Below are 25,135 nucleotides of genomic sequence, written 5' to 3' on the forward strand. Positions count from 1 at the left end.
TATGACTTTATTATAACACAATTTTTTATCATTTCAAGTATTTATTTATAATAAAAAAACGTCAATAAAACCCTTTAATCGCCTATAAGTAATCGTTTAACATTTCTTCTAGTTCTACATCGCAATCTTCTGTACAAAATACTGAAATAAATTTTATATAATCTTTATTATTTCCATCTATATTTAACTCGTGAGCCATGCCTTCAAACTCAAGTTCATCATTTATTTCTTCAATAGTACTCTCAATATTATCTTTAGCAATATCTAAAAGATATGGTATAAACCAATCTCTATTCCATTCATCACTACCTTCTTCAAGGTCACTTTCTTCATTTGCATAAGCCTTTGCAGCATTAAGCTCCTCGCTATCAAAATCATAGAAAAATTCTAGTACTACTCTATCATCTTTAACTAAAACTTCTTGAATTTCTGTTAATCCATTGTCCTCTAATATCTCAATAATATCAAAAGCGTTCATTCTTACAACTCTCCTTTTAGTATAAAAGCTTTTTATATTCTTTTTTTACTGCTAAAAATTCTTTATCATCTTCAACAAGGTTTAATTCTTCTTTATCATCAACCTTATCTATTCTAAATATAAACATATCCTCTGCTTCTTCTTCAACTGGTGTTAATAAAAGATATTCTTGTTCTTCAAGAAATATTCTAGCTACTGCTTCAAAATCTACTTTATTACCATCTTCATCTCTGAAAGACATTATTTCCTTTTCTTCCATATGTACGCCTCCTAATATTTATTCTTTTCCTATTATAAATATAAATTCTTATAAACACAAACCTAATATAGGTAATTTTTTTAAAAGGGTTAGAATATTTTTTATTCTAACCCTTTTTTATTATTTTAATAATATTTTTTGTATTTTTATATTCTCTAATTGTTAATTTATTAATTTAGTTACTGCATCTAACGCCAAGATATATTCACTATGGAGTGCTCTTGTAAGAGATACATATAAAAGCCTTTGATCTAATACACTATCCTTATTGTAAATATTATCGCTTGGATTGAAAAGTATACTGCAATCAAACTCTAATCCCTTTGTTAAATAAGATGGAATAATTATATTATCTGCTTTAGATTCTTTTTCTTTTCCCTTTATTCTTTGGAATTTGTATCTACATTTCTTCTTTAATAATTTTTCTATTTTTTCAGCCTCTTTTGAATCCTTTGTTATTATAGCAATACTATTTTTACCTGACTCTCTAACTTTATCTATTATATCCTCTACAGATTTAATTATTTCACTTTCATCCTCTAATTTTAATATCTTTGGTTCTTCTCCATGTCTTAAAACTGGCTTTGCATCCTTTAGCCCTAAATTCTGAACTTTTAATGCTCCCTTTGCAAAATCTATAATCTCTACTGTTGAACGATAACTTTGACTTAAGCTTATAAAAGTAGCTTTTCCTCCGAATAATCCATCAGTTATATCTTCCCACTTCTTAAGTCCTTTATAATAATATATTCCTTGAGCTAAATCTCCAACTAAAGTTAATGAATTACCTCTAGCTAATTCATTGACTAAGTACACTTGAAAAGGGCTGTAATCTTGAGCTTCATCTACTACTATATGTTTAAACTTTTCTGAATCATCTATTCCCTCTAATAATACCCTTATATATAGAAGTGCTGCTAAATCATCCTCATCCACATAGCCTTCTTTATCTCTATTATTAAATTCATCCTTCATAAATTTAGCAAGGGGATCTGGAATCTTACCATCGGTTGAAATTTCAAATAAGTCTTCATCATTATAGAAACCTCTATAAATATCACTTGGATTTATCCCTCTCCATGCCTTGAAATATTCATTTATAATAGATTTAGAGTTCTTTTTTATTCCATCTTTTATAGAATCTCTCTCGTCATAAGCTTCTATAAGTTTCTTTCTTCTATCAACTGAATCCTCTTCATTTATTTTTATCTCTCGTATCTTAACATCCCATTCTATATTTACTCTCTCAAGAACAACTTCAATTTTTTCTTTAAGCTTTAAATTTAAATATCTTTTTATTTCATCTTTTCTTTTATTTATAGGATAAGCTTTTAAATCTTTTAAGTATAATCTCATTATCTCTTTTCTAGTAAACAATACTTGTCCGAATGCTTCTATATTCTTAATTTCTAATGCTCTACTTTCTATTAGAGTTACATATCTATCTAACATTGTTTTAAATAATAATGAGCCTCTTATTTTTGCTGAATTGACAATCATTTTTTTTGTTGTAGAATCTTCTTCTTCCATTATAGCTTTTAGCTTCTCATCTTTATTATATATCTTCCCCTTTATTTTAGCCTTTGTCTTAGCTATTTCTTCAAACGTGCTTTGCTTTACTTCATGTGCCCCAAGACTTGGTAAAATATCTGATATATAATCTAAAAACAATTTATTTGGAGCAAGTACTAATATATCTTCTCCACTCATATTTTCTTTATATCTATAAATAAGATAAGCCAATCTATGAAGGGCTATTGTTGTCTTTCCTGATCCTGCTGACCCTTGAACTATTATAGGAAGATTTCTTGGCCATCTTATAATGTCATTTTGCTCTTTTTGAATTGTAGCTACAACTTCTTTAAGTTTTTTACCTCTACTTTCTTCAAGGTTTATTTTAAGAAATTCATCAACTAATCCTTGGCCTTCTTCTCCATTTATCATAAGTTCATTTATACTTTCATCAAAAACTCTTTCAATATTTCCATCCTCATTAAATAAGAACTTTCTCTTTAATGAAAGTTCTCCATCAATAATTCCTACAGGCGCCTTATAATAAGCTTCTCCCCCTGTACCACTATAATAGAGATCTGCAACTGGAGCTCTCCAATCAATTACAACTTCCTCACCATTTTTTGAACTGCTTATTCCATGCTTTCCAATATAAATATTTTCAATTTCCGCTGATCTTTTTTCTCTAAAATCAACTCTACCAAAGTAAGGGCTATTATATGCCTCTTCATATTTAGCTATATCACTTTTGGCTAAATTCATAGCCTTCTCAATAGACTCTTTTTCAAAATTATATTTACCCTTTAGTTCTTTGCTAAGCTCTGTAAATTTTCCCGTTACCTGCTTAACATATTCTTCTTTTTCTATAAGCTCTTCATCTATAAGCTTTCTTTTCTCTTCTAGTATAATTTTCTCTTCTTTTAATCCGTTACTACTCACAATAAATACCTCTTAATTTTTAGTTTAAAATTCTTAGTTTAGAATTTTTAGATAAAAACACTTAGTATATATTATATACTTAAATAGAATCTCACGCTATGATATTATCTGAAATCATCTATGTTTCTAATAAATATTAGATTTTAACTAATTTTAATAAAATTGTAACCAAGAATGTCCTCATATTGTAACCAAGAACATCCCTACATAGTATATATTTATACTAAATTACTAATACATTAGGAGGATTTACAATGCGAAAAAACACTAAACCTTTTTTTACAAAGAAGAAAAAACTAATGAAAAAACAAAAGATAATATTATTTTCTTTTATTGCTCTATTAATTATATGCATACCATTATTTATATCTATAATTTATAAACCTAATAATGCAACAATTGCTAAAGCAGAAAATAAAGAAACCAGTCCCAATATCAATAACAATTCCGCTACCGAAACTAAAGAACCTAAACTAGATAATAGCGGATATCTAGCATTGAAAGATGACCCAAATGCAGATGATGCTTCAATTGTTTCTGAGAATGTAACTGGATTGATAACAGGCACTAAGAAATATCCTGTTAGAACAGATGGAAAAAAAGTTGTTTATTTAACTTTTGACGACGGCCCATCAACAACTAATACCCCTAACGTTCTTGAAATTTTAGATAAACATAACATTAAAGGAACGTTCTTTGTTATCGGAACATCTTTAGACGCCAATGATAAAGCCAAAGATATTCTAAAAGATATCGCTAAAAATGGACATGCTATAGCTAATCATACATATAGCCATAACTATACATATCTTTATCCAAATAGAACTATGAATGTGAATAATATTATGAATGATTTAAATAAAAATTCTGAATTAATGAAAAGCATTTTAGGAAAAGATTTTTCTACTAGAACCCTTAGATTGCCTGGCGGTTATTGGTCTTGGAATGGTAAACAAGCTTTTAAAAATAAAATTGATGAACTTGGTCTTCAAAATATAGATTGGGATACTCTAAATGGAGATGCAGAAGGTAAAAAGAAAAACTCTCAAGAGTTATTTAACTTTCTTAAAAAAAATGTAAATAATCTTGGTGAAAAAGCAGATAGTATTGTAGTATTAATGCATGATACATATGGGAAGGCCGAGACTGTAAAGTCTTTACCTCAAATAATAGAATTTTTCAAATCTAAAGGATTTGAATTTAGAACAATGAAGTAATCATTAATATTATTTCCTAAAAAAAGAAATCAATAGTTAAATTAAAAATCTAATTTTTATTTGTACATAATATAATAATATTCTCTTAAGAACCATTCTAAATTTTCATAGCTGTTCATAGCTATAATTTATATAAAAAGTTCTTATAATTTTCTAAAAAAGATAGTGAATTATACCTCAAAGGTTATTTTCACTATCTTTTTATATCTTTTCTATGAGATCTCTCTTTTTTATTCATTTAATTACACTTTAATATGTACTTACTATGAAAAGCGAAAAATTATAAAACACATTGATTCATTATTAAGAATATCTTTACTAATAACTTTAAGAACTTTATTAGATATAATACCCAAAGAAGTATTACAGTTATCATCTTTTGTATATAATAAAAATATTATTATCATTCTATATCTGTTGTGTATAATCTATTGTTACCATTATATCCATAGGTTAATCCAATTTTATTGCCTTCCTTAAATACAGTTATACCTTCACTTTCGCCCTTTTCTTTTATTTTATATGTTTTCTTTATTTCATCACTTTTAGAATCTATAAAGGTAACTTTATTATTTGTATATAAAATTATATATCCATCATAATATTCTAACCCCTGTGGTACACCCTGATTTTTTATACTTATTTGTTTTTCTACTTTTCTATTAAAATCACATATTGATATTATATGATTTTCATTGTCATTTATAGAAGTATGTATTATGAGTTTATCATCATCATTATCTATTGCTACTAATCCTGAATTACCAAGTTTACTATAATCTAAATCCTTACTTATATAGGTCTTATCACCACTCATTTTCACTTCATATATATGAGTTTTATTTTTTCCTCCACCATTTGCAACATATATACTATTATTTTTCGTTCTATAAGCTAATCCAGCAGCATGACCTATCTTTAATAAGCCACTTCTTTTAATTTCATTTCCGTTGTTATCATAAGCAATTATTTCTCCATTATCGTTATTTCTATCAAACCCAACATAGAATATATTGTTATTATATGTAAGTCCTTGCATATTTCCTTTATCATTGACGTTAAATTTCAATTTAGAAACTAATATATCATTCTCACTTTTTAATTTAATATCCTTTTTTTCAAATCCATATACACTAACTGTCATGCCAATTATCATAAATAAAATAATCAAAGCTACTATTTTTTTCATAAGTTCTATCTCCCCATATTTATATATAAAATTAAACTTTTTTACCATATTATTATACCCATCCACTATAAATAAATCCAAAACACATTGTATATTTTCTATGAACCTAAAAAGAGTAGGAGTAATAACTATAGTTATTACTCCTACTCTTTTTCTAATAATTGAATCCTATAAAATATATTTTAAACTTTCTCTATATAGACCTATAATACAATCTTTTAACTTCATTACTTTTAAATGTTCTAATCATTGATGATCAATGTAGCAAAGGCTCGAGTATATCTATTATTTTTATCTTTAGCAGTATAAACAATTGAGTACTTACCAGGCTTGTTTAGTTCAGCTTCATTCCATCTTTTTTCTCCATCTTCTATAGAATACTTAACTTCTAAATCATTACCTTCTGTATCTTTAGCCACTACTCCTGATAGCAGATCCGGAATGCTATCCCCTTTAGAAATAGTATACGTATCATTACTTAAATCAATTTTAGGAGAATTTTTTTCATATTCAGCTTGCTCTTTCATTTGTTCCTCAGTTTGATAATACTTAACATAATCAATTACATAATCCATAGGGAAAGTAGTAGTCTCATCTGCATATCCCGGCCAACTACCTCCAACTGCTAAATTTAGTTTGATATAGTGTGGCTTATTAAAATATTCATTATCTCTAATATCTATTCTATTATAAACATATCCATCTACATACCACTCAATAAAATCTTTTGTCCAATTAATACCAAATATATGATAATCATCAGAAAAGCTTTTACCTAAATCATAACTTCCGCCCTGCTTTTTATATCCATCATTATCGTTAGCTCCATAATGAAGAGTTCCATAAACTATATTATCTGAAGTCCCCGGTTGATTTTGATTTTTTCCTATAAGCTCCATAATATCGATTTCACCACAATTTGGCCAGTTAGTTCCTTCTTGTATTAAACCATCATGATTAAAATCTGATCCTAATGTCCAAAATGCTGGGAAAGCTCCTGCTCCGCTAGGTAGCTTTGCTCTCATTTCAATTCTACCATAAAGAGCTTCTTTTCTTCCAAATGTCTCTATACTTCCAGAATCATATTTTAATACTCGCTTTTCACCATTTCCTTTTATAATAGTTTTCGGTACATCTTTCTTTGTTGCACGTAAATATAAATTTCCATCTTTCACAAACACATTTTCTTTACTATTTACATACTCTTGCTCTTCTGTACCACGAATATGTCCTAGTTCATAACGCCAATTAGCAGATTCTAGAACATCTCCATTAAAATTATCACTCCAAACTTCAGTATATTTATCTACTGAAAAAGAGCTTTCAATTAAATTTACATTATCCACATATAGTGTACTATTTACTAAATCATTATAATTTGAATCATTAGTTTTTATCCATTTTACATACTGTAGCAATACCTTTTCATTGTCTCCTGAATTAAATTTAAGCTCAACCTTCTTCCAGTTATCTTCTGCTGAAAGTACTTTTATATCTTTTATTAACTTACCAGAACCATCTCCACCCTCTCTAACGCTCAAGAAACCGTAAGAGTCATTATAGTCAGACTTTACATATGCAGATAACGTGTAGTCAGTATTCTTTTTAACTAATACATTTTGACCAATGAATCCACTATTTGTTCCTGCAATAATGCTACCACTATAATTTCCATTATCATAACTAATTCCTTCAACAATTTTTCCTTTATTACCAAACCAGTTATTGCTTTTTTCTTCAAAATCACCATCTTTTAAATAGTTAAGTTCAATAATATTTCTATAATTATTATCTGAGGATTGGACAACATCAAAACCAGAGAGTGAAAAACAACCTGTTAACACACCTAGCAATAATGTAGAAAATTTCAACTTCCTTTTCATATATTTAATTCTCCTTTCCTTATAGAAAATAATCTTACTAATCTAATTATTGATAATTTCTAGTCTATAACTACAAACAATTTAATACTTTTATTAACCCAAGCTATTATCTAAGTATAGATCTTGCTATCATAGACACAGTGTGCCTTTGTCCTCTAATTGCTTTGCTCATAGCAAATATATTTTCTATAGGTGCTAATCCAGCATAACCTGCATCTCCAATATGTTGTATATCTATTCCTAAAACCTTATTTCTAAGAGCAATCTCACGAACTGTCGCTTCATCAGATCCCTCTTGGCTAGTTCCAATTGCACTCATAACTAATGCATCCTTTGAATGTGCTAATCTAACTGCTTCTTTTACTTCTTCATCACTAAGTCCCCATACAGTTCCAACTGCTGGAACTAAAATTATATCAGCACCAGCATCTATAAATTCTTCAATTGCTTTTAAATCCACAACAGCCTCACTAACTCCAGCGCCATGCATTTTACCAGCTATAACTAATCCATTAAATATTTCTTTTGCTATTTTTATTGATTTTACTATTTTTTCATTAGTAACACCACTTCCTGGATTACCAGTTAAGCAAATAAAATCGAAACCTAATTCATTTGCTTTTTTAAAATTATCTTCTGATGCTTTACGACCATTTGGAATTTCTAATTTTTCCTCGGCCATGTCTGCATTATCATCAACTGGCTCTAAATTAAGCCCTATTGGTCTTCCAACTAATCTTTTTAAATCATGAATTACATCCTTATTAGGCTTTGCATTTACTAAATTAAATTGATCATACATTCCAAGTACTATTGGATTTTCTACATCAAATGCATTTAAAAGTATTAAATCTGCTCCAAAAGCTCTTGCTACTTCTGAGTTTGTAATATCAGAAATTACTGGTTCACGTACAACTACATTCTCACTTAATATAGTTCTTCCCTCACTCGCTTTAATACTTTGCTTTAACTCCTGTGCTGTAAAGCTATTTATGTCTGAAGTATTTGCATTTAATAATCTTTTTACCATATTTATCACCTCATATATTTTTCAAGAATTTTTAAAAATATCTTTTTGTAAATTTATTATTCTTTCATAAATTAAATACTTTCTAAAGAATTTTTTTGCCATGTTTTATCTAAAGTCTTAAAGAATAAATAATATATTGCTAAATCTAAAACAATTAGTACAATCTGTAAGAGTGCACCACTTATCCTACCACCTGTAGCTAGGTATCCACTAATAATCGGTGGCATTGTCCACGGTACAGCTATACCTACGGTTTTCGCTACTAATCCACTAGACATAGCAAAATAACTTATTATTGAATTCATTACTGGAGCTAACACAAATGGTATTATAAGTGTCATATTTAATACAACTGGAATACCAAACATTGCAGGTTCATTTATGTTAAATAAACCTGGTACAAAGGCTACTTTACCAATTGCCTTTGCTTCAGCACTCTTTCCTAAGAAGAATATTAATGCTACTAAAGCTAATGTAGCACCACCTCCACCTATATAAACAAATAAGTCCATAAATGGTCTAGTTATAATATTTGGAACTTCATTACCTGCTTGGAATGCTAAACGATTTACATCTGTATTCATTATCCAAATTGGATCCATTACAGCATTTGTAATACTTCCTCCATGTATTCCTGAAAACCAAAATATACTATTTAACAATACAGCAACAATAGTTCCTCCTAATGTTCCTCCTAATACGCCTAACGGTCCTCCTAAAACTTGCAGAATAATATCATGGATATTTTCTATTCCAGATTGACTTAGTATTAACTCAATTAAAAAGGCTCCTGTAATTACTACAAATCCTGGTATTAGAGCTGTAAAACTTTTACTAACTGCTGGTGGTACTGTATCAGGTAATTTAATAACAATATTTTTATTTACAAAGTATTGATAAATTAATCCAGTTAATAATCCAATAATAATTGCTACAAATAATCCTCTACTTCCTAAGTAAGTTAAAGGAACACCCTCACCAACATCCTTTAAAATTAAATTTGGAGTAACTACTAACCAAGCACCTAAGGCAATAATACCTGCTCCTAAACCATCTACCTCATATTGTTCTGACATACTCTTAGCAATTCCAAATACAGCTATTAACCCCATAATTCCAAAAGTTGAATTAACAACATGTCCCATTTTTGTACCTAAATTAAAATAGCCTTCTAACCACTCTGGATAACCCTCTATAGGTAAGTTAGCTAGAATTAAAAATACAGATCCAATAATAATAAGTGGCATTGATAAAGTAATTCCGTCACGTACAGCTATTAAAGCTTTATAACTACCTAGCTTTGCAGCAATTGGTGCTAATTGATTTTCTAAAAAATTTTGAAATTTTCTCATATTTTCTCCCCCTTTTATTTTAGAAAACGTTTTCTAAAGACCTTTAAAAAAACTAAATTTATTGATAAATTAAATTTTAATTTGTTTTGTCTATATTTTTATAAAGTTCTACTATTTCCTTTGCAAGGTCTGTGAATGTCATAGCAGTCATTAAATGATCTTGGCTATGAATAGTTAGTAAAGTGATTTCAGTATGATTCCCTTGCGCTTCCTCAGTCAACATATTAGTCTGCGAATGATGCGCATTTACTAGAGACTTTTCTGCATCAGAAATTTTTTTATAAGCTAATGAGAAATCTCCTTTTTTTGCAGCTTGAATTGCTTCCATTGCATCACTTTTTGCATTTCCTCCATGTATAATTAGTTCCATAATAACTTCTAAGTTTTGGTTACTCTCCATTTTAAATCCCCCTAAAATTTTACTATCCTTTTATTAAAGATAATGCTTGCTCTAATACCTTTTCTCCATTCATCATTCCATAGTATTGCATATTTATAACATCAAATGGAATTCCTTTTTTAGTTAATATAGGTTCAAAGTGATCTTTCATAAAATGAATTTGTGGACCTAAAAGCATTACATCAATATTTTGATGTTCAATATTAGCATCTGCCTCAGGAGCTGATACTGCAAAAATATCAATCTCTAATCCCTTTTCTTCTGCGACCTTTTTCATTTTTGTTACTAATAAGCTTGTACTCATTCCTGCTGAACAAACTAACATAATGGTTTTCTTTTTCATTTCAATTCACTCCTTTAACTTATCATTTGATTAATTTAAATTACTTACAAAAACTTTATATCTTCTTGTAAATAATATTCAATTAATTATAAAATATAACTAATATACTTATAATATATTATAAATATATTAGTTAGTCAATAATATTAGTTATAAAAAATAAATAATTATAAAATAAAATCATTTTATTATGGTATCTTTCTTTTTTTTAATTATTTATTATAATTAAAGTTGACATATAACTATATTTATTTATTTACTATTTATCATTTAAAATATAAATAAATATAATCATTATGTTACTATAAAAATAATTTAACTATTAACAACCTTATTTCTCTAAAAACCATATAGAAACATATATAGTTTTATACAAGTAAAATAGATTGAATTTTATATTATTTGATAAATAAAAATAGATAGGAGAAAATTTATGACTAAACTAACTAACAAACAACAACAAAATAGATCTGCTATTTTAGAAGTTTTATATACTAAACGTCCAATTTCAAGAATAAAAATTTCTCATCTTACTGGCATTACACCTGCTACTGTTAGTGATATAACAACTGATTTAATGAATGAAGGCATCATTTATGAAATAGGAAGAGATACAGTAGAATCATCAGGTTCTGGTAGAAAACCAATACTTCTTGATATTGCTAAAAGAGCTGCCTATTTTATAGGAATAGAATTATCAGAAAAATTTTTCACATTTTGCTTAAGTGATAATTTAGGTAATGTTTATAATCAGTCTATTTTTAAAGCCGGTAAAGATTTTTTTCATATAAATGCAGATTTTTTAATCGATAAACTAAAAATTTTTATTGATGAAAATACAGCATTCACAATCAATTCAATAGGAATTGCTTTACCTGGTCATTTAAATATTAACGACTATAAAATAATCACTAATAATACGATTTGGAAAGATTTTAATCTACAAAAATTTAGAGATTCATTTGATATACCTATATATACTGAGAATAATGTTAATTGTATGGCATTATCAGTTCTATTATTTAATATTGCCAGAAGAAGGGAAAATTTTATATACTATCATATAGGTAGGGGGATGTTCTGTTCTTATATTCATAATGGAGAAATATATTCAAAAAATAATTTTCTTATAGGTGAAATTGGTCACACAATTATTAATCCTGAAGGGCAAAAATGTGAATGCGGTAAGAATGGTTGTCTTCAAACTTATTCAAGCGAAGCTTGGATTTTAAAGAAATCAAAAATTCTCTACAATAACTCTAGCACAACTTTTCTAAGACAGTTCGCATCAACAGCTGATGATATAGATATAGATACTATTATTAATGCATATGAAATTGGCGATGAGGGAGTTTTAAATATCATTAATACAGCAATTAAATATCTTGCAATATCTCTTACAAATTTATCTATGATATTAGATACAAATGTAAATTATATACATAGTGAATTATTTAAGAATAATTCACTGAAACAAGAATTAATTGATAATGTTACTAGTCATTCATCTATTCTCCCTATAGATGAAGCTACCTCTACTGAAATACTTAAATATAGTGATTTAGATGGTGCAATCGGAGCTTGTTCACTAGCAGTAAAATATAATCTTATTAATTCAATTTAATATTTTACCGTTTAGATTAAAAAAAGTATAAGTAATACTTTAAAGTATTACTTATACTTTTTTATTCTATATATTTATGCCTTAACTCTCTTATTAACTTGTTCACCATTAAATAATGTATATATATCTTTATGTCTAGATTTTGCCATTACATTTACCAAAGCATATCCTATAGAACTATCAACAAAATGATGTAATATTGCTCCAACTCCTGTTACTATTAATAGTTGATATATGTCAAATCCTATAAAAGGTATTACAACTAGAGCTTCTAAGCCACCATGTATTATAGATGTAAATAATGACATCTTCAAATATGATTTATTCTTTTGGATAACTTTAGCTCCAACATATCCAACTATTATATGAGTAGCTGCTCTAAACACCACAGGCATTGGCATACCTGCTAATAAAAAACCTAAAGTTGATCCTATACCTGTAACTATTGCAACCATAGGTGATATAAGTATAGCAATAAACATAGGAACATGTGATGCAATAGTAGCGCTAAACGGAGGTATATAAACCTTTAAAAATCCAAATTGTATTGGAATTATAATTGCGAGTGCAGTTAAAAGTGCTGCATACACCATTTGCCTTATCTTATTATTCATTTTTAATCCCCCTTTATGCATGAATATGTACCAGTGTATATACACTAGTATATATTCATAATCTTTATTTGTAAATATTAATTATGTAAATTATTAAAATTCATTCAAAAACAATAAAACTAAAAAAGAGTAGACTATTTTATAATCTACTCTTTTTATTATATTTAAAGTAAGAGAGAGATGATTAAAATCATCTCTCTTTAAAATATTATTTAATTATTTTATTTATTTCATGTATTAAAAGTTCATTCTCTTCATGCTTTAATATACATACTCTAAAGAATTTATCACTTAATCCTTCAAATGAAGAACAATTTCTTATCACTATACCTTCTTTTAATAGAATATTATATAACTTCTCTGATGTCATGTCATCTTCTTTTATTTCGCATAGTATAAAGTTACCATGACTTTCATAAACCTTTATTCCTTTTATTTTTCTTAATTCATTATCTAAATATTTTCTCTCTTCACTCATATGAATTATTGTACTATCTATATACTCATGATCCTTAAACATTATTTCACCCATTAAAGTTGCAAATATATTTATATTCCATAAGTCTAATTTTTTTAAAATATTATCCTGTACCATTTTATTAGATATAAGGCCATATCCAAGTCTTATACCAGGAGTTGAAAAGAATTTTGATGTTCCTCTAATAACAAAAAGATTTTCATGTTCATCTATTAGATGTGTTGATGAATATTTTTTAGTATCAGTGAATTCTATATAAGTCTCATCAATCATAAAAAATGTCTTTGTTCCACTTAATAATTCCTTTATTTCATCTTTATTAAAAGCAAATCCTGTTGGATTATTAGGATTACATATAATAACTAAATCATAATTCCTAGTTTTTATTTCTTTTTTTAGATCATTTACATTTATTTTAAATTCTGATTCCTTTTTTGCAAAATACTTAACTATATTACACCCTATCTTATTCAGCTCTTTCTCATACTCAGAATATGCCGGAGAAACAAGTAATGCTTTTTTAGGATCTATAGTATTTATAAATGCTGCTATAAGTTCAGTTGCACCACTTCCTAACAGAATATTATAAGGCTTACAATTACAATAATCTGATATTACACCTTTAAGTTCTTTATATTCTGGATCTGGGTATATTGAAACCATATCTACATTATCTATAACAGATCTTTTAGCTTTCTTTGAAGCTCCAAAAGGATTTATATTTGAACTAAAATCTAAAATTTCACTTTTTTTAATTCCAAGTTTACTAGCTAAATCAAATAAATTAGCTCCGTGATTAGTTGTCATAGCTATTCCTCCTAAGTTTTTTATACTTACTATTATAATAGACTTTCAAAAAAATAATAGCTTCTTAGAGAATCTCTAAGAAGCCAAACTATTATTTCTTCATCTCTTTTCCCACTATAGAATTATTTTTTCCATAAAAGAAATATGCTAATAGTATAATTACTAATACTATAGCAAAAATAATCCAAGTACTTAATGACAAATTGACCATTAAGAATATGCAACATAGTGTACCAATTATAGGTATAATAGGAACTAATGGTGTTTTAAAACTTCTTTCTATATTAGGATATTTTTTTCTAAATATAATAATAGAGAATGACACCGTACCATAAACAAGTAAAAATGCTATACTTGCAAAATTAGCTAAATCTTTTAAATTAAAAAACCCTGCTAAAACTGATGATAGTATCCCTATTGTCCAAAGAGAAACATATGGAACATCATTTTTGTCTTTTTTGCTAAATATCTTTGGTAACAGTCCATCCCTACTCATTGTTGATAATATTTGTGATGTAGTAAAATTCCCTGCAAATATTACTGCAAGTATTCCAATTACTGTACCTAAAGATACAACAAATGCTACCATTGGCTTTCCAGCTACTTTTAATGCATAAGAAAGTGCATCTGGAACATTTAAGTTATAATATTTAGTTATTCCTGTTAATACTAATGATACTGCAATATATATCAACACACATACTAATAATGATGATAAAAGACCAATTGGTAGTGCCTTTTTAGGATTTTTTACATATGGTGCTGCTGATGCTGTTGCATCAAAACCACAATATGCAAAAAATACTGATGATGCACCAGTTATTACTCCTGTAGTTCCATAGGGAGTAAATGGGATCAAATTACTTGAATGCATATGCATTGCACCTACTACTAAGAATAATGCTATTACACCTAATTTTATTATTACCATAGCATTATTTACTTTTTTACTTGATTTTGTACCACAAGATATAACAAATGTAATAAAGATTATTGAAAAAATTGCTGGTAAATTTACTATACCACCCTGTACTGGAATTGATGTTATTGCTTTTGGTAAATGTATATTTAATACATCTAATAAACTTAGAAAATAACTTCCCCATCCTGATGCTACTGTAGCAGTAGATAGAATGTATCCAATAGCAATACATAAACCTGCTATATATGCAATAATTTCACCCAATGTTACATATGTAAAAGTGTATGATCCCCCAGAACTTTGTATACTTGCACTAAGTTCTGCATAACACAAAACAATAACAGCTGCTGCAATGGCACCTAAAACAAATGATACTGCGACTGCAGGACCTGCTTCTTTTGCTGCAACAATTCCAGTTAGAACCATTACTCCAGTACCAATAACTGATCCTATACTCATTAGAGTTAGATCTAACGTACCTAGGGTTTTATTAGCATCTCCAACATGCTTAGAAACGCTCTCGAAACTTTGAGTTCTAAAAATACTCATATAATCCCCCCTCTTTTTATGATAGCTTCTTATTAAATCATTAAAGGTATTATGGAAATATTTATGATTTAATATAATTATGTAAGTTTCTATAAACAATTATAGCAACATTTATGCCAAAGGATTTGTAAAGTTTTTTTCTAAAAAGTAAACATTTATTATTATAAACAAACTTATTCTAATTATTATATTGAGTAAATTTTGATTTTATTTTATAAATCCAGTACACTTTTATTAATATTATGTATATACTATAAGTTATGACCATACGCACAGAGGAGGATATTATGAAAACTTTCAAAGAATTAAACTTAAATGATAATATAATTGCAGGTTTAGAAAAACAAGGAATTACTACTCCAACAGAAATTCAAGGTCTTACTATTCCTGAAATATTAAATAATAAAGATGTTATAGGTGAAGCTCACACAGGTAGCGGTAAAACTTTAGCCTTTTTAGCTCCACTTTTTGAAAAAATTGATACAAGTAAAAAAGAGTTACAAGTTTTAATACTTGCGCCAACTCGTGAACTTGTTATGCAAATTGAAAAACAATCAAAATTATTAGCTGAAAATTCAGAAATGCCAATTAATACAGTTCCAATAATTGGTGATGTTAATATGGATAAACAAATCAAAAACCTAAAAGGACTTAAACCTAATATAATAGTTGGAACTCCAGGAAGAGTTCTAGATTTAATAAGAAAGAAAAAAATAAAGGCTCATACAATAAAGACAATAGTTCTTGATGAAGGAGATAACTTATTAGATAATACTCACGCAAGAACTATACAAGATATAATTAAGACTACAATGAGAGATAGACAACTTTTAATATTCTCTGCAACTATAAGCTCAAAAGCTATGCCTATAGCTAAAGATTTAATGAAAGATCCTGTAATCTTTAAAAATGAAAAAAAGGCTTCTTTAAATCCTAATATTGAACATATGTACATAGAAGTTGAGGAAAGAGATAAAGCTGAAGTTTTAAGAAAGCTTATAGCTGCTGTTAATCCAAGCAAAGCTATTGTATTTATAAATCGTGGTTTTGATGTAGAAATGATTGCAGATAAATTAAATTATCACAATAAAAATGCTTTTGCTATGCATAAGAGAATAACAAAAGAGCAAAGACAACAAGCATTAGAAAAGTTTAGAAATGGTAAAATAAATATATTAGTTTCATCAGATATATCAGCAAGAGGATTAGATATTCAAGATATAACTCATATTATAAACTTAGATTTCCCTGCAAATGCTAATGAATATCTTCATAGATCAGGTAGAACAGCAAGAGGAAATGCTCATGGAACTACTATTTCATTAGTTACAAAAAAAGAATTCCCAGCTCTTAGAATTTACGAGAGAGAATTCAATATAAAGCTAAATAAAAAACAATTATCACATGGTGAATTAGTTTAATATTTATAAAAAATAGATGGGTTATCCCATCTATTTTTTACTCTAATGCAGATAAAGCAAAGCTTTTACCCTCCCAAGCTCTACTCTTCCATCTTATAAGAACAAGTATAGCTCTAAACCACTCATCTAGTGCAAATCCTATCCATATTCCAACCAGACCAAAACCTAGTTGTATTCCTAAAATATATGCACATCCAACTCCAAAAAACCACATTGAAAATACTCCAATATATACTGGAAATTTCACATCACCAGTAGCTCTTAAAGCATTTATTCCTACTATATTTATTGCTCTACCAGGTTCTAATAATATTTCTATTATTAATACACTAGAAACTATACTTATTATATCTTGATTATTTGTTATTAATTCCATCATTGGATGCCTAAATAAAACAATACCACAGCTAATCATTATAGATACAACTATAGCTCTTTTTATACAATATACGCATAAGTTATATGCTTTATTATTTTCCCGGTTTCCGATAAACTGCCCTATAAGTATACTTCCACCTTGCCCTAACGCTACAGAAAATATAAATGTAAAAGATACTATAGTAGTTAAATAACTTTTAGCAGACATACTATCTATACTTATCATATTTATAAAACTAGTAATTACAAGTTGAGACAAACTATATGAAATCTGTTCCGCCGCTGACGGTATACCAATATTTAGAATATTAACTAAATGTTCCATAGGGAATGGTCTAAATAAATATATTTTAAATTTATGCATAATTACACTATATACTTTACCACCCAAAATAAATAAAGCTACTATCTTACTTATAACAGTACCAATTGCAGCTCCACTTGCTCCAAGCTCTGGAAGTCCAAACTCACCAAATATAAGTCCATAATTACATACCACATTAACTATATTCATGATAAGTGTTACATTCATGCATATTCTAGTTAAGCTATATGATCTTAATATTGCTGTAAAAGTCATAAGAATAGCTTGTACAAAAATAGTTCCACCAACTATTTTCATATAACTATTTCCTATAGGTATTAATTCAGGTGACGCCTTTAAAAGTGTAAACAACGATCCTGATAAAATAACTACTGCTATACTTATTATTATCCCAATAATTAAATTTACTCCTATAGATACCCCGCATAACCTAACTATATCCTCTTCATCACTTTTTGCACCTAAATGTTGGGCAAGTAATATTGCTGTTCCAGCGGTTATTATTCTGCATATTCTAGTTAAGCTATATGATCTTAATATTGCTGTAAAAGTCATAAGAATAGCTTGTACAAAAATAGTTCCACCAACTATTTTCATATAACTATTTCCTATAGGTATTAATTCAGGTGACGCCTTTAAAAGTGTAAACAACGATCCTGATAAAATAACTACTGCTATACTTATTATTATCCCAATAATTAAATTTACTCCTATAGATACCCCGCATAACCTAACTATATCCTCTTCATCACTTTTTGCACCTAAATGTTGGGCAAGTAATATTGCTGTTCCAGCGGTTATTATTCCAAACATTAAATTAACCATCCAAATTAATTGATTTGCAATTCCAACTGATGCAACAGCTAAATCTGAATATTTACCAAGCATTATAGTATCTAACCCACCAAGTAATGAAAATAATAAACTTTCAACAAATATTGGCCAAGTTATATTCTTTAATTTCCTATTTATACTCTTATCACTCACTTTTATAACCTCTCTTAAAATAATAATTGAATCGTTTCCAAAAGAAATTATTATATATCTTCTTTAAATACTACATCTATTGCTATATAAATTTTTGCTACTACATAATAGATCCTCTAATACTCCTTTCCTATTTTTAACGTTTTCATTATAGCATAATATTTATAATATTCTATCCTTTATTATAAGATTTATTATATATTTTTTTACTCTATGAATAGTATATAATTACGAATAATAATTTTTAATAAGGTGATATAATGACTTCTTATATTTTGTATATATTATCTATATCATTATTGATCTTATCTTTTATAAAAGATAAGAAAAAAACAATTACAGCTATTAAAACTTCAGTTAAATCCTTTGAAAATATAATGCCACAATTTTTAAGCATTATAATTTTAATTGGAATTATATTATCTATATTAAATCCCGAAACTATATCATCTTTGATTGGAAAAGATTCTGGATTTTTTGGTGTAACACTTTCTTCTCTTATAGGATCTATAACTGTTATGCCAACCTTTGTTGCTTTTTCAACTGGGAGTACTTTGCTTCAAAATGGAGCTGGTATATCTCAAGTTGCAGCACTTATATCAACCCTTACATTAGTTGGAATTATGACCTACCCACTTGAATCAAAATATATTGGTAAAAAGGCTGCATTTCTTAGAAACTTTATAGCTTTTCTATTCTCATTTATAGTAGCCTTAATTTTTGCAAAGGTGGTGATTTAAGTTATGAAAACTCTTTATAAAATAGCTAAGAGATATTCTTTCTTTTTAATTTTACTATTTGTACTTTTTGTATTATTTTTTACAAATTATAGCATAGCTGTAAATACATTCAAAAGCGCAAAATCTAGTTTTCTACAAATGCTTAGCGTACTTCCACCTATAATGATACTTCTTGGTCTTATGGATGTATGGCTACCAAGAGAAACATTAGTTAAATATATGGGCGATAACTCAGGTATACTTGGGGTATTCTTTTCTATGCTACTTGGTTCCCTTGCAGCCGGACCTATGTATGCAGCATTTCCTTTTACAGCTCTTTTACTAAAAAAAGGTGCTAAATTTAGTAATATAATTATATTTATGAATTCTTGGTGTGTAACTAAAATATCTACTCTTTTATTTGAAGTATCATCTTTAGGATTTAAATTTACCTTTATAAGACTTCTAATAGATATACCTGGCGTTATACTAATGGGATACTTAGTCTATTACTTTATGGATAAAAAATCTTTAGAGAATGTATACTCTAATTTACTTTTATAATTTAAAATATTATTTAAATTTAAAAAGGCATCTCACTATATAAGATGCCTTTTTAATTATAAAACAATTACTCTATCTTTCAATTATTTTATAATTTTCTTTTATATAATTTGTTACCGCTATAGCATTAATTATATTTTGCAATACCATTTTATCATCTTTTAAATTAGTATTATCAAATATACTTCTTATCTTACCAATTGTTTTGCTACTTGGTAATTCAATGTTATTTTCATCTCTAAGATTGTTTAAAAAATCTATAAAATAATTATAAATACTATGATATACTTCAGAATTATTTTTCACAATATTATAATTATTATAATATAGAAGATTATAAGCAATAGATTTAATATATATATTGCTATATAATATAAATTTATCAATCGCTTCTATTTGAAGTTTTGTATTATATAAACTTATTTTATTAGCTATATTATAATATTTATCTAATGATATTTTAATTTTATTCCAATTATCTACTCCACTCATATTTTCTTTTACGTCTTCAATTATCTTTATCTCTTCCTCTATAATATTGTTTATATAATCATAAACAGCATCATTTATCTTATATGGAAGTATAAATCTATTTGCAAAAATAGCCATAGCTACACCTATTGAAACATATAAAATTCTTTCTAATAATGTTGAATACTCTCCCATAGTTATAGATGCCAAAACAATTGATGCTACCGTATTAAAGGCTACTGATTTATCATACTTTGTAAAACCTACAGAAATAATAATAGATACTATAAAAATAATAATTTTTATTTTATTGTCTAATGGGAAAGCAAATATTATTAATACAATCCCTGAACCAATTATTGTTCCTTTAAATCTTAGTAAAGCCTTTGAAAATGTATCCTCAAAAAATGGTTGAGTTACAGTCATTACAGATATAGGAATCCAATATAACTTAGATGAATTAAAGTAGTTATTTATAAATAAGGCTATAGTTAATATTGTAGATAATCTAATTGCAAATCTAAAATTAATTGAATTTAAATTTAATCCACTTATCCAAGTCTTTATAAATTCTTTGAATTTCGATATACCTTTGATTTTATTATTACTCTTACCTCTACTTATCTTAAATTCATTCATTATTTCTATATCTTTAATTTTAATTAATTGTAATATCTGAAAAATTATATAGTATTCATTTGATTTTTCATCATATTTTAATATAAAATGTTCTATAATTAAATTATATTTATTTTTATCTATTTCATTATTACTAAACTTAATTATATTATCTAGTATTACTATTAAATCTTCTAAAAACTCTTTTACATTATCATCATAATCGCACCTTGCTGAATATACTTCTTTAAGTGTAATATTAATACCATTATTAATTGCAAGTAAGTTTAAGCTTATATTTTCCCCATTAAAATCTATATTCCCTTTGACTTTACCTAAATAAATTTCTTTACTTATTTTCTTTAATAACTTCTTATTTGATTTATAAATTTCTTCATCATAATTACCATTAAGAATATGTTGGATCTCTGATATATTTAACTTTATTGAATTTTCAATTGAATCATTTAATATATCATTTGATATATTTCTCTTTGATAACATATATAAAACAAATACTATGTATACACTCCCTACTATTGAAGCTACGATTCTTAATTTTAATTCTGAAAATGTTACTTTAAAAGTTTCTGCATATACAAAATAATATACAACTGGAAAATATAATGATGCCTTATATTTTGATGTAAGTGTATATGCAATACAAAATATACTTATAAAATTTATAACTATCCCATAGTAAGTATACTTAAATGCGATATATGGAATTATAGTTATTAATATAAATAATATCGAAATTATAATTAATCTTTTAAAAGGCTGTTTTGTAAAGTCAGTACTTTTTAAATAAACTATACTTAATATAAATGGAATACTAAAAATTACACTTTTTATTCCAAAAAACTTTCCAAAGATTATCATAAGTCCAAATCCAATAATAATTAATTGAATAATCTTTTTAGGCGTAAATCCTATTTTCATAAAGAATTCATTAATCTTACTATCTTTCATCCTTCTTCCTTCCTATACAAATAAATAATAATTTTAGTATATACCAATTAATTTACTATTTTATTAATGTTATGTAACTTAATTTCTACATATATATAATTCCTTAAAATATAGAAATTATATAATAAAAGCACCAGAAACTCTGGTGCTTTTATTATCTACTTTCATTTATATATCCTTTTCTATATGCTTCTAATAATAATTTCAAATCTTTAATTTGGTTTTTAAGTTCTGCTCCAACATCGGTGTCTCCAACTGTCTTTCTTTCAAGTTTTCTCTCAACAACAATACTTGTAGATAATATATCTTTTTCCTCAACAATTGCATTTTCAATTGATTCAAAAGGTTGGTGTGATACAAGTTGTAGTCCATAAGAATTGTATATAAGAGTATATCCAGCTATTCCCGTATCTCTTCTATATGCCTTTGCAAAACCTCCATCAATAACTAATATTTTCCCTCCACATTTAATAGGACTTTCTCCATACTTTTTCTTTACCGGAACATGTCCATTTATTATTTTAGATTCTTGAGGATCTAATCCAAACTCTTCTAATATCCTACGACACATGTCTTCACTTTCTCTAAGTTCATAATATGGATTTTTCTTCTCTTTATGAGTATTTTTATCTTCTATAAAATATCTCTCAAATGTAGTCATTTCTTCTTTACCGAATAATGAAGATGCAGATCCTGTCCATAAATACCACATTATATCCATTCCATATTTTTTTTCCGGAGTATCAGGCTTGTTAAAGTAACCTTCCCTAGCTAAAACTTCAAATTTTTCTAAAAGAGCTTTACCTCTATATTCTATTCCATGTATATTAATACTTTTAAATGAACCATCATCATTTAAAGGTATGCATCCATGTATTAATAAATTAGAATTATACTTTAAATAGATACTCCCCTTTGCAAAAAGGAATGATATATGTCTTTGTAATTTTTCGCTATTTAAAAATGAAAGCTTTAATTTATCTATAAGCCTCTCTTCTTCCTCTGTAAGCTTAAATGGATTCTTAGGATCTATAGTTGGAAAGTTTTTATCCTTTAGTGGATATATCTTACCTTTTAAATCTATTGTTCCTTCATTGTAATTTATCTTGTCCAAAAGCATTCTATGTTCTAAATCAAATTCTGGTCTTCTCTTTATTATTTTTTCTTCTAACTTAAACTGTATAATTGTTATAGCCTTATGCATCTTAGCTATTAACTCAATCTCAAATTTTCCATATCTATTCTTATCATTTATTTTAGGAATAAATTCTTTGCAAGGATCATCTTTATAATTACTTAATGCAAAAGTTGCAAGTGGTATAAGGTTTATACCATATATATCTTCTATTGTATCTAGATTTCCATACCTAGTAGCTATTCTTATAACATTTGCTATACATGTTTTTACACCAGCTGCCGCCCCCATCCAAAGCATATCATGATTTCCCCACTGTATATCTAGGGAATGATACTCCATAAGAGTGTCCATTATTATATCTGCTCTTGGGCCTCTATCATATATATCGCCTAATATATGTAATCTATCAACAACTAATCTTTGAATAACATTAGATAAAGATATTATAAATTCTCTTGCTCTCCCTATATCTATAATTGTACTTATTATTCCATCATAATACTCTTGTTTATCTACTCCATAAAACTCTTCATGTAATAACTCTTCTATTACATAATTAAAGTCTTTAGGCAATGCCTTCCTAACTTTAGACCTTGTATATTTAGATGATACATTTCTGCAAAGATCTATTAATCTATATAAATTAATTTTATACCAATCATCTATGTTCTCTTCCTCTTTAAGTACTATATCTAGCTTCTGTTCTGGATAATATACAAGGGTAGCTAGACTCTTTTTCTCGCTATCCATTAATGAATTTCCAAATACACTTTCTATTTTTCTTTTTACTACTCCCGATCCATTTTTTAACACATGTACAAAAGGCTCATATTCTCCATGTAAATCTGTTAAGAAATGTTCAGTTCCTTTTGGTAAATTTAATATGGCATTTAAATTTATAATTTCTGTTGACGCCTCTGCTATAGTTGGATATTGTTTCGCAAGAAGCTTTAAATATTTTAATTTGTTTATGATATCTTCATCATAATTCTTCATTAGTACCCCCTATGAAAATCAATGACTCTCTTTGAAATCGTTTTAGATAATTATATATCAAATTTTTTATAACATCAATAATTATCAGCTAACAACTACCTACTTCTATTTACTAATATCTTATTAAAATCAATGATTTAATACATTTTATTTTAAATAAATCTTATATAAATACTAATATTAAAATTATTAAGCATACTAATGATGGTAATATAAGTGAAGTAACTTTATAGTATTAAAAAAATATATCTATATAAAATTTCTTAATTTATTCTTATATGTATAATAATCATAATTTGATAATTTGTAGCATAAGAGGTAAAATATTTATATTAACATATAAACAAAAATCATATTTACTAAAGGAGAGATAATAATGTTAAGTGAAAATTTACTAAAGCATATTAATGAACAAGTTAACTTTGAATTTTATTCATCTTACGTTTATTTATCAATGGCAGCATATGCTGAATCTGTTGATTTAAGTGGATTTGCTAACTTTTTCAGAGTTCAAGCACAAGAAGAATTAGCTCATGCAATGAAGTTCTATGATTACATATTCCAAAAGAATGGAAATGTTACTCTAGATACTATTCCAAAACCTGAAATGAATTTTGAAAGTATAATTGATGTATTCCAAAAAGGATATAACCACGAGCAACTAGTTACAAGTAAGATATATAAACTTGCAGATATAGCTAGTGAAGAAAGAGAACATGCAACAATGAGTTTACTTAACTGGTTTATTGATGAACAAGTTGAAGAAGAAAACAGCTTCAATTCTTTACTAAAAAGAGTTAGAAGATCAGAGGGAAATCCAGCAGCTATCTATATGATGGATGATGAACTTGCAACAAGAGTATTTACTCCACCAGCTCCAAGAGCTTAAATAAAAAGTCAGTAATTATTATAAGTACCATAGTAATTACTGACTTTTTTATCTATTTCTT

Annotated in this window: 21 protein-coding genes; 6 read left to right on the top strand and 15 right to left on the bottom strand. The window is 27.1% G+C overall.

The genetic code is table 11. From position 1 onward, the window contains the following. Positions 1-82: 82 nt before the first annotated feature. From K5V21_RS16215 to helD, 3 genes are all read right to left on the bottom strand, one after another. The gene (locus K5V21_RS16215; RefSeq protein ID WP_221862171.1) at positions 83-478 is read right to left on the bottom strand and encodes a hypothetical protein; all 396 of its coding nucleotides are present in this window, start codon (positions 476-478) and stop codon (positions 83-85) included. A 16-nt stretch (positions 479-494) separates the two neighbouring features. Beyond that, on the bottom strand, positions 495-737 hold the full coding sequence (locus tag K5V21_RS16220) for a DUF1292 domain-containing protein (protein WP_204595092.1): 243 nt from the start codon (positions 735-737) through the stop codon (positions 495-497). A gap of 162 nt (positions 738-899) precedes the next feature. Next, entirely contained in the window at positions 900-3,188 is a 2,289-nt protein-coding gene (gene helD, locus K5V21_RS16225; RefSeq protein WP_221862172.1) for an RNA polymerase recycling motor HelD, read from the bottom strand. 254 nt (positions 3,189-3,442) lie between these two features. Between helD and K5V21_RS16230 the strand changes: the two genes are divergently transcribed. Next, a complete protein-coding gene (locus tag K5V21_RS16230; protein WP_245000761.1) occupies positions 3,443-4,405 on the top strand; it encodes a polysaccharide deacetylase family protein in 963 nt (320 codons plus the stop codon). 403 nt (positions 4,406-4,808) lie between these two features. On the opposite strand, the gene K5V21_RS16235 is transcribed toward K5V21_RS16230, so the two are convergent. The 6 genes from K5V21_RS16235 to K5V21_RS16260 all read right to left on the bottom strand — a co-directional run bounded on the left by K5V21_RS16235 (position 4,809) and on the right by K5V21_RS16260 (position 10,602). Beyond that, positions 4,809-5,594, bottom strand: a complete 786-nt coding sequence (locus tag K5V21_RS16235; protein WP_221862173.1) for a hypothetical protein — start codon at positions 5,592-5,594, stop codon at positions 4,809-4,811. Positions 5,595-5,836: 242 nt separating this feature from the next. Beyond that, complete coding sequence (locus tag K5V21_RS16240; RefSeq protein ID WP_221862174.1) at positions 5,837-7,477, bottom strand: family 16 glycosylhydrolase; 1,641 nt, start codon at positions 7,475-7,477, stop codon at positions 5,837-5,839. A 106-nt stretch (positions 7,478-7,583) separates the two neighbouring features. Then, a complete protein-coding gene (locus tag K5V21_RS16245; RefSeq protein WP_221862175.1) occupies positions 7,584-8,507 on the bottom strand; it encodes a DUF7916 family protein in 924 nt (307 codons plus the stop codon). Between the two features lie 71 nt (positions 8,508-8,578). Next, entirely contained in the window at positions 8,579-9,859 is a 1,281-nt protein-coding gene (gene celB / locus K5V21_RS16250) for a PTS cellobiose transporter subunit IIC (RefSeq protein ID WP_204595087.1), read from the bottom strand. A gap of 76 nt (positions 9,860-9,935) precedes the next feature. Next, positions 9,936-10,259, bottom strand: a complete 324-nt coding sequence (locus tag K5V21_RS16255; protein WP_204595086.1) for a PTS lactose/cellobiose transporter subunit IIA — start codon at positions 10,257-10,259, stop codon at positions 9,936-9,938. 22 nt (positions 10,260-10,281) lie between these two features. Further along, entirely contained in the window at positions 10,282-10,602 is a 321-nt protein-coding gene (locus tag K5V21_RS16260) for a PTS sugar transporter subunit IIB (protein WP_221862176.1), read from the bottom strand. A gap of 433 nt (positions 10,603-11,035) precedes the next feature. Here K5V21_RS16260 and K5V21_RS16265 point away from each other — a divergent pair, with 433 nt between their 5' ends. Continuing rightward, a complete protein-coding gene (locus tag K5V21_RS16265; RefSeq protein WP_221862177.1) occupies positions 11,036-12,226 on the top strand; it encodes an ROK family transcriptional regulator in 1,191 nt (396 codons plus the stop codon). Positions 12,227-12,300: 74 nt separating this feature from the next. Here K5V21_RS16265 and K5V21_RS16270 read toward each other — a convergent pair whose 3' ends face one another. The 3 genes from K5V21_RS16270 to K5V21_RS16280 form a co-directional block, all read right to left on the bottom strand. After that, the gene (locus K5V21_RS16270; protein WP_221862178.1) at positions 12,301-12,840 is read right to left on the bottom strand and encodes an ECF transporter S component; all 540 of its coding nucleotides are present in this window, start codon (positions 12,838-12,840) and stop codon (positions 12,301-12,303) included. Positions 12,841-13,048: 208 nt separating this feature from the next. Continuing rightward, positions 13,049-14,125 carry a pyridoxal phosphate-dependent aminotransferase gene (locus tag K5V21_RS16275; RefSeq protein WP_221862179.1) on the bottom strand — a complete coding sequence of 359 codons (1,077 nt, stop codon included), beginning with the start codon at positions 14,123-14,125 and terminating at the stop codon, positions 13,049-13,051. Positions 14,126-14,216: 91 nt separating this feature from the next. Continuing rightward, complete coding sequence (locus K5V21_RS16280) at positions 14,217-15,596, bottom strand: APC family permease (RefSeq protein WP_221862180.1); 1,380 nt, start codon at positions 15,594-15,596, stop codon at positions 14,217-14,219. Between the two features lie 287 nt (positions 15,597-15,883). Here K5V21_RS16280 and K5V21_RS16285 point away from each other — a divergent pair, with 287 nt between their 5' ends. Continuing rightward, positions 15,884-17,017, top strand: a complete 1,134-nt coding sequence (locus tag K5V21_RS16285) for a DEAD/DEAH box helicase (protein ID WP_245000762.1) — start codon at positions 15,884-15,886, stop codon at positions 17,015-17,017. A gap of 37 nt (positions 17,018-17,054) precedes the next feature. Here K5V21_RS16285 and K5V21_RS16290 read toward each other — a convergent pair whose 3' ends face one another. Next, positions 17,055-18,707: an MATE family efflux transporter gene (locus K5V21_RS16290; protein WP_308119126.1), complete on the bottom strand. Its 1,653-nt coding sequence runs from the start codon at positions 18,705-18,707 to the stop codon at positions 17,055-17,057. A gap of 260 nt (positions 18,708-18,967) precedes the next feature. On the opposite strand from K5V21_RS16290, the gene K5V21_RS16295 reads away from it, so the two are divergent. Both K5V21_RS16295 and K5V21_RS16300 read left to right on the top strand, forming a co-directional pair. Continuing rightward, complete coding sequence (locus K5V21_RS16295) at positions 18,968-19,447, top strand: permease (RefSeq protein WP_221862181.1); 480 nt, start codon at positions 18,968-18,970, stop codon at positions 19,445-19,447. Positions 19,448-19,450: 3 nt separating this feature from the next. Further along, positions 19,451-19,990 (top strand): permease, encoded by a 540-nt coding sequence (locus K5V21_RS16300; protein WP_221862182.1) that lies wholly within the window; start codon positions 19,451-19,453, stop codon positions 19,988-19,990. Positions 19,991-20,062: 72 nt separating this feature from the next. Here the strand turns inward: K5V21_RS16300 and K5V21_RS16305 are convergent, their stop codons facing one another. Both K5V21_RS16305 and K5V21_RS16310 read right to left on the bottom strand, forming a co-directional pair. Beyond that, on the bottom strand, positions 20,063-22,051 hold the full coding sequence (locus tag K5V21_RS16305) for an FUSC family protein (protein WP_221862183.1): 1,989 nt from the start codon (positions 22,049-22,051) through the stop codon (positions 20,063-20,065). Between the two features lie 154 nt (positions 22,052-22,205). Continuing rightward, on the bottom strand, positions 22,206-24,185 hold the full coding sequence (locus K5V21_RS16310) for a fructose-1,6-bisphosphatase (protein ID WP_204594605.1): 1,980 nt from the start codon (positions 24,183-24,185) through the stop codon (positions 22,206-22,208). A 376-nt stretch (positions 24,186-24,561) separates the two neighbouring features. On the opposite strand from K5V21_RS16310, the gene K5V21_RS16315 reads away from it, so the two are divergent. Further along, on the top strand, positions 24,562-25,074 hold the full coding sequence (locus K5V21_RS16315) for a ferritin (protein ID WP_221862184.1): 513 nt from the start codon (positions 24,562-24,564) through the stop codon (positions 25,072-25,074). Positions 25,075-25,135: the final 61 nt, after the last annotated feature.

This window comes from Clostridium sardiniense, from assembly GCF_019753795.1.
Taxonomy (GTDB): Bacteria; Bacillota; Clostridia; order Clostridiales; family Clostridiaceae; genus Clostridium; species Clostridium sardiniense.

Excerpts from the sequence above, each read along its gene's own strand:
- K5V21_RS16245 (WP_221862175.1), bottom strand. The coding sequence starts at position 8,507 with ATGGTAAAAAGATTATTAAATGCAAATACTTCAGACATAAATAGCTTT.
- K5V21_RS16285 (WP_245000762.1), top strand. The coding sequence starts at position 15,884 with ATGAAAACTTTCAAAGAATTAAACTTAAATGATAATATAATTGCAGGT.
- celB (WP_204595087.1), bottom strand. The coding sequence starts at position 9,859 with ATGAGAAAATTTCAAAATTTTTTAGAAAATCAATTAGCACCAATTGCT.
- K5V21_RS16220 (WP_204595092.1), bottom strand. The coding sequence starts at position 737 with ATGGAAGAAAAGGAAATAATGTCTTTCAGAGATGAAGATGGTAATAAA.
- K5V21_RS16280 (WP_221862180.1), bottom strand. The coding sequence starts at position 15,596 with ATGAGTATTTTTAGAACTCAAAGTTTCGAGAGCGTTTCTAAGCATGTT.
- K5V21_RS16230 (WP_245000761.1), top strand. The coding sequence starts at position 3,443 with ATGCGAAAAAACACTAAACCTTTTTTTACAAAGAAGAAAAAACTAATG.
- K5V21_RS16255 (WP_204595086.1), bottom strand. The coding sequence starts at position 10,259 with ATGGAGAGTAACCAAAACTTAGAAGTTATTATGGAACTAATTATACAT.
- K5V21_RS16260 (WP_221862176.1), bottom strand. The coding sequence starts at position 10,602 with ATGAAAAAGAAAACCATTATGTTAGTTTGTTCAGCAGGAATGAGTACA.
- K5V21_RS16235 (WP_221862173.1), bottom strand. The coding sequence starts at position 5,594 with ATGAAAAAAATAGTAGCTTTGATTATTTTATTTATGATAATTGGCATG.
- K5V21_RS16215 (WP_221862171.1), bottom strand. The coding sequence starts at position 478 with ATGAACGCTTTTGATATTATTGAGATATTAGAGGACAATGGATTAACA.
- K5V21_RS16270 (WP_221862178.1), bottom strand. The coding sequence starts at position 12,840 with ATGAATAATAAGATAAGGCAAATGGTGTATGCAGCACTTTTAACTGCA.
- K5V21_RS16315 (WP_221862184.1), top strand. The coding sequence starts at position 24,562 with ATGTTAAGTGAAAATTTACTAAAGCATATTAATGAACAAGTTAACTTT.
- K5V21_RS16265 (WP_221862177.1), top strand. The coding sequence starts at position 11,036 with ATGACTAAACTAACTAACAAACAACAACAAAATAGATCTGCTATTTTA.
- K5V21_RS16275 (WP_221862179.1), bottom strand. The coding sequence starts at position 14,125 with ATGACAACTAATCACGGAGCTAATTTATTTGATTTAGCTAGTAAACTT.
- K5V21_RS16240 (WP_221862174.1), bottom strand. The coding sequence starts at position 7,477 with ATGAAAAGGAAGTTGAAATTTTCTACATTATTGCTAGGTGTGTTAACA.
- K5V21_RS16310 (WP_204594605.1), bottom strand. The coding sequence starts at position 24,185 with ATGAAGAATTATGATGAAGATATCATAAACAAATTAAAATATTTAAAG.
- K5V21_RS16305 (WP_221862183.1), bottom strand. The coding sequence starts at position 22,051 with ATGAAAGATAGTAAGATTAATGAATTCTTTATGAAAATAGGATTTACG.
- K5V21_RS16295 (WP_221862181.1), top strand. The coding sequence starts at position 18,968 with ATGACTTCTTATATTTTGTATATATTATCTATATCATTATTGATCTTA.
- K5V21_RS16300 (WP_221862182.1), top strand. The coding sequence starts at position 19,451 with ATGAAAACTCTTTATAAAATAGCTAAGAGATATTCTTTCTTTTTAATT.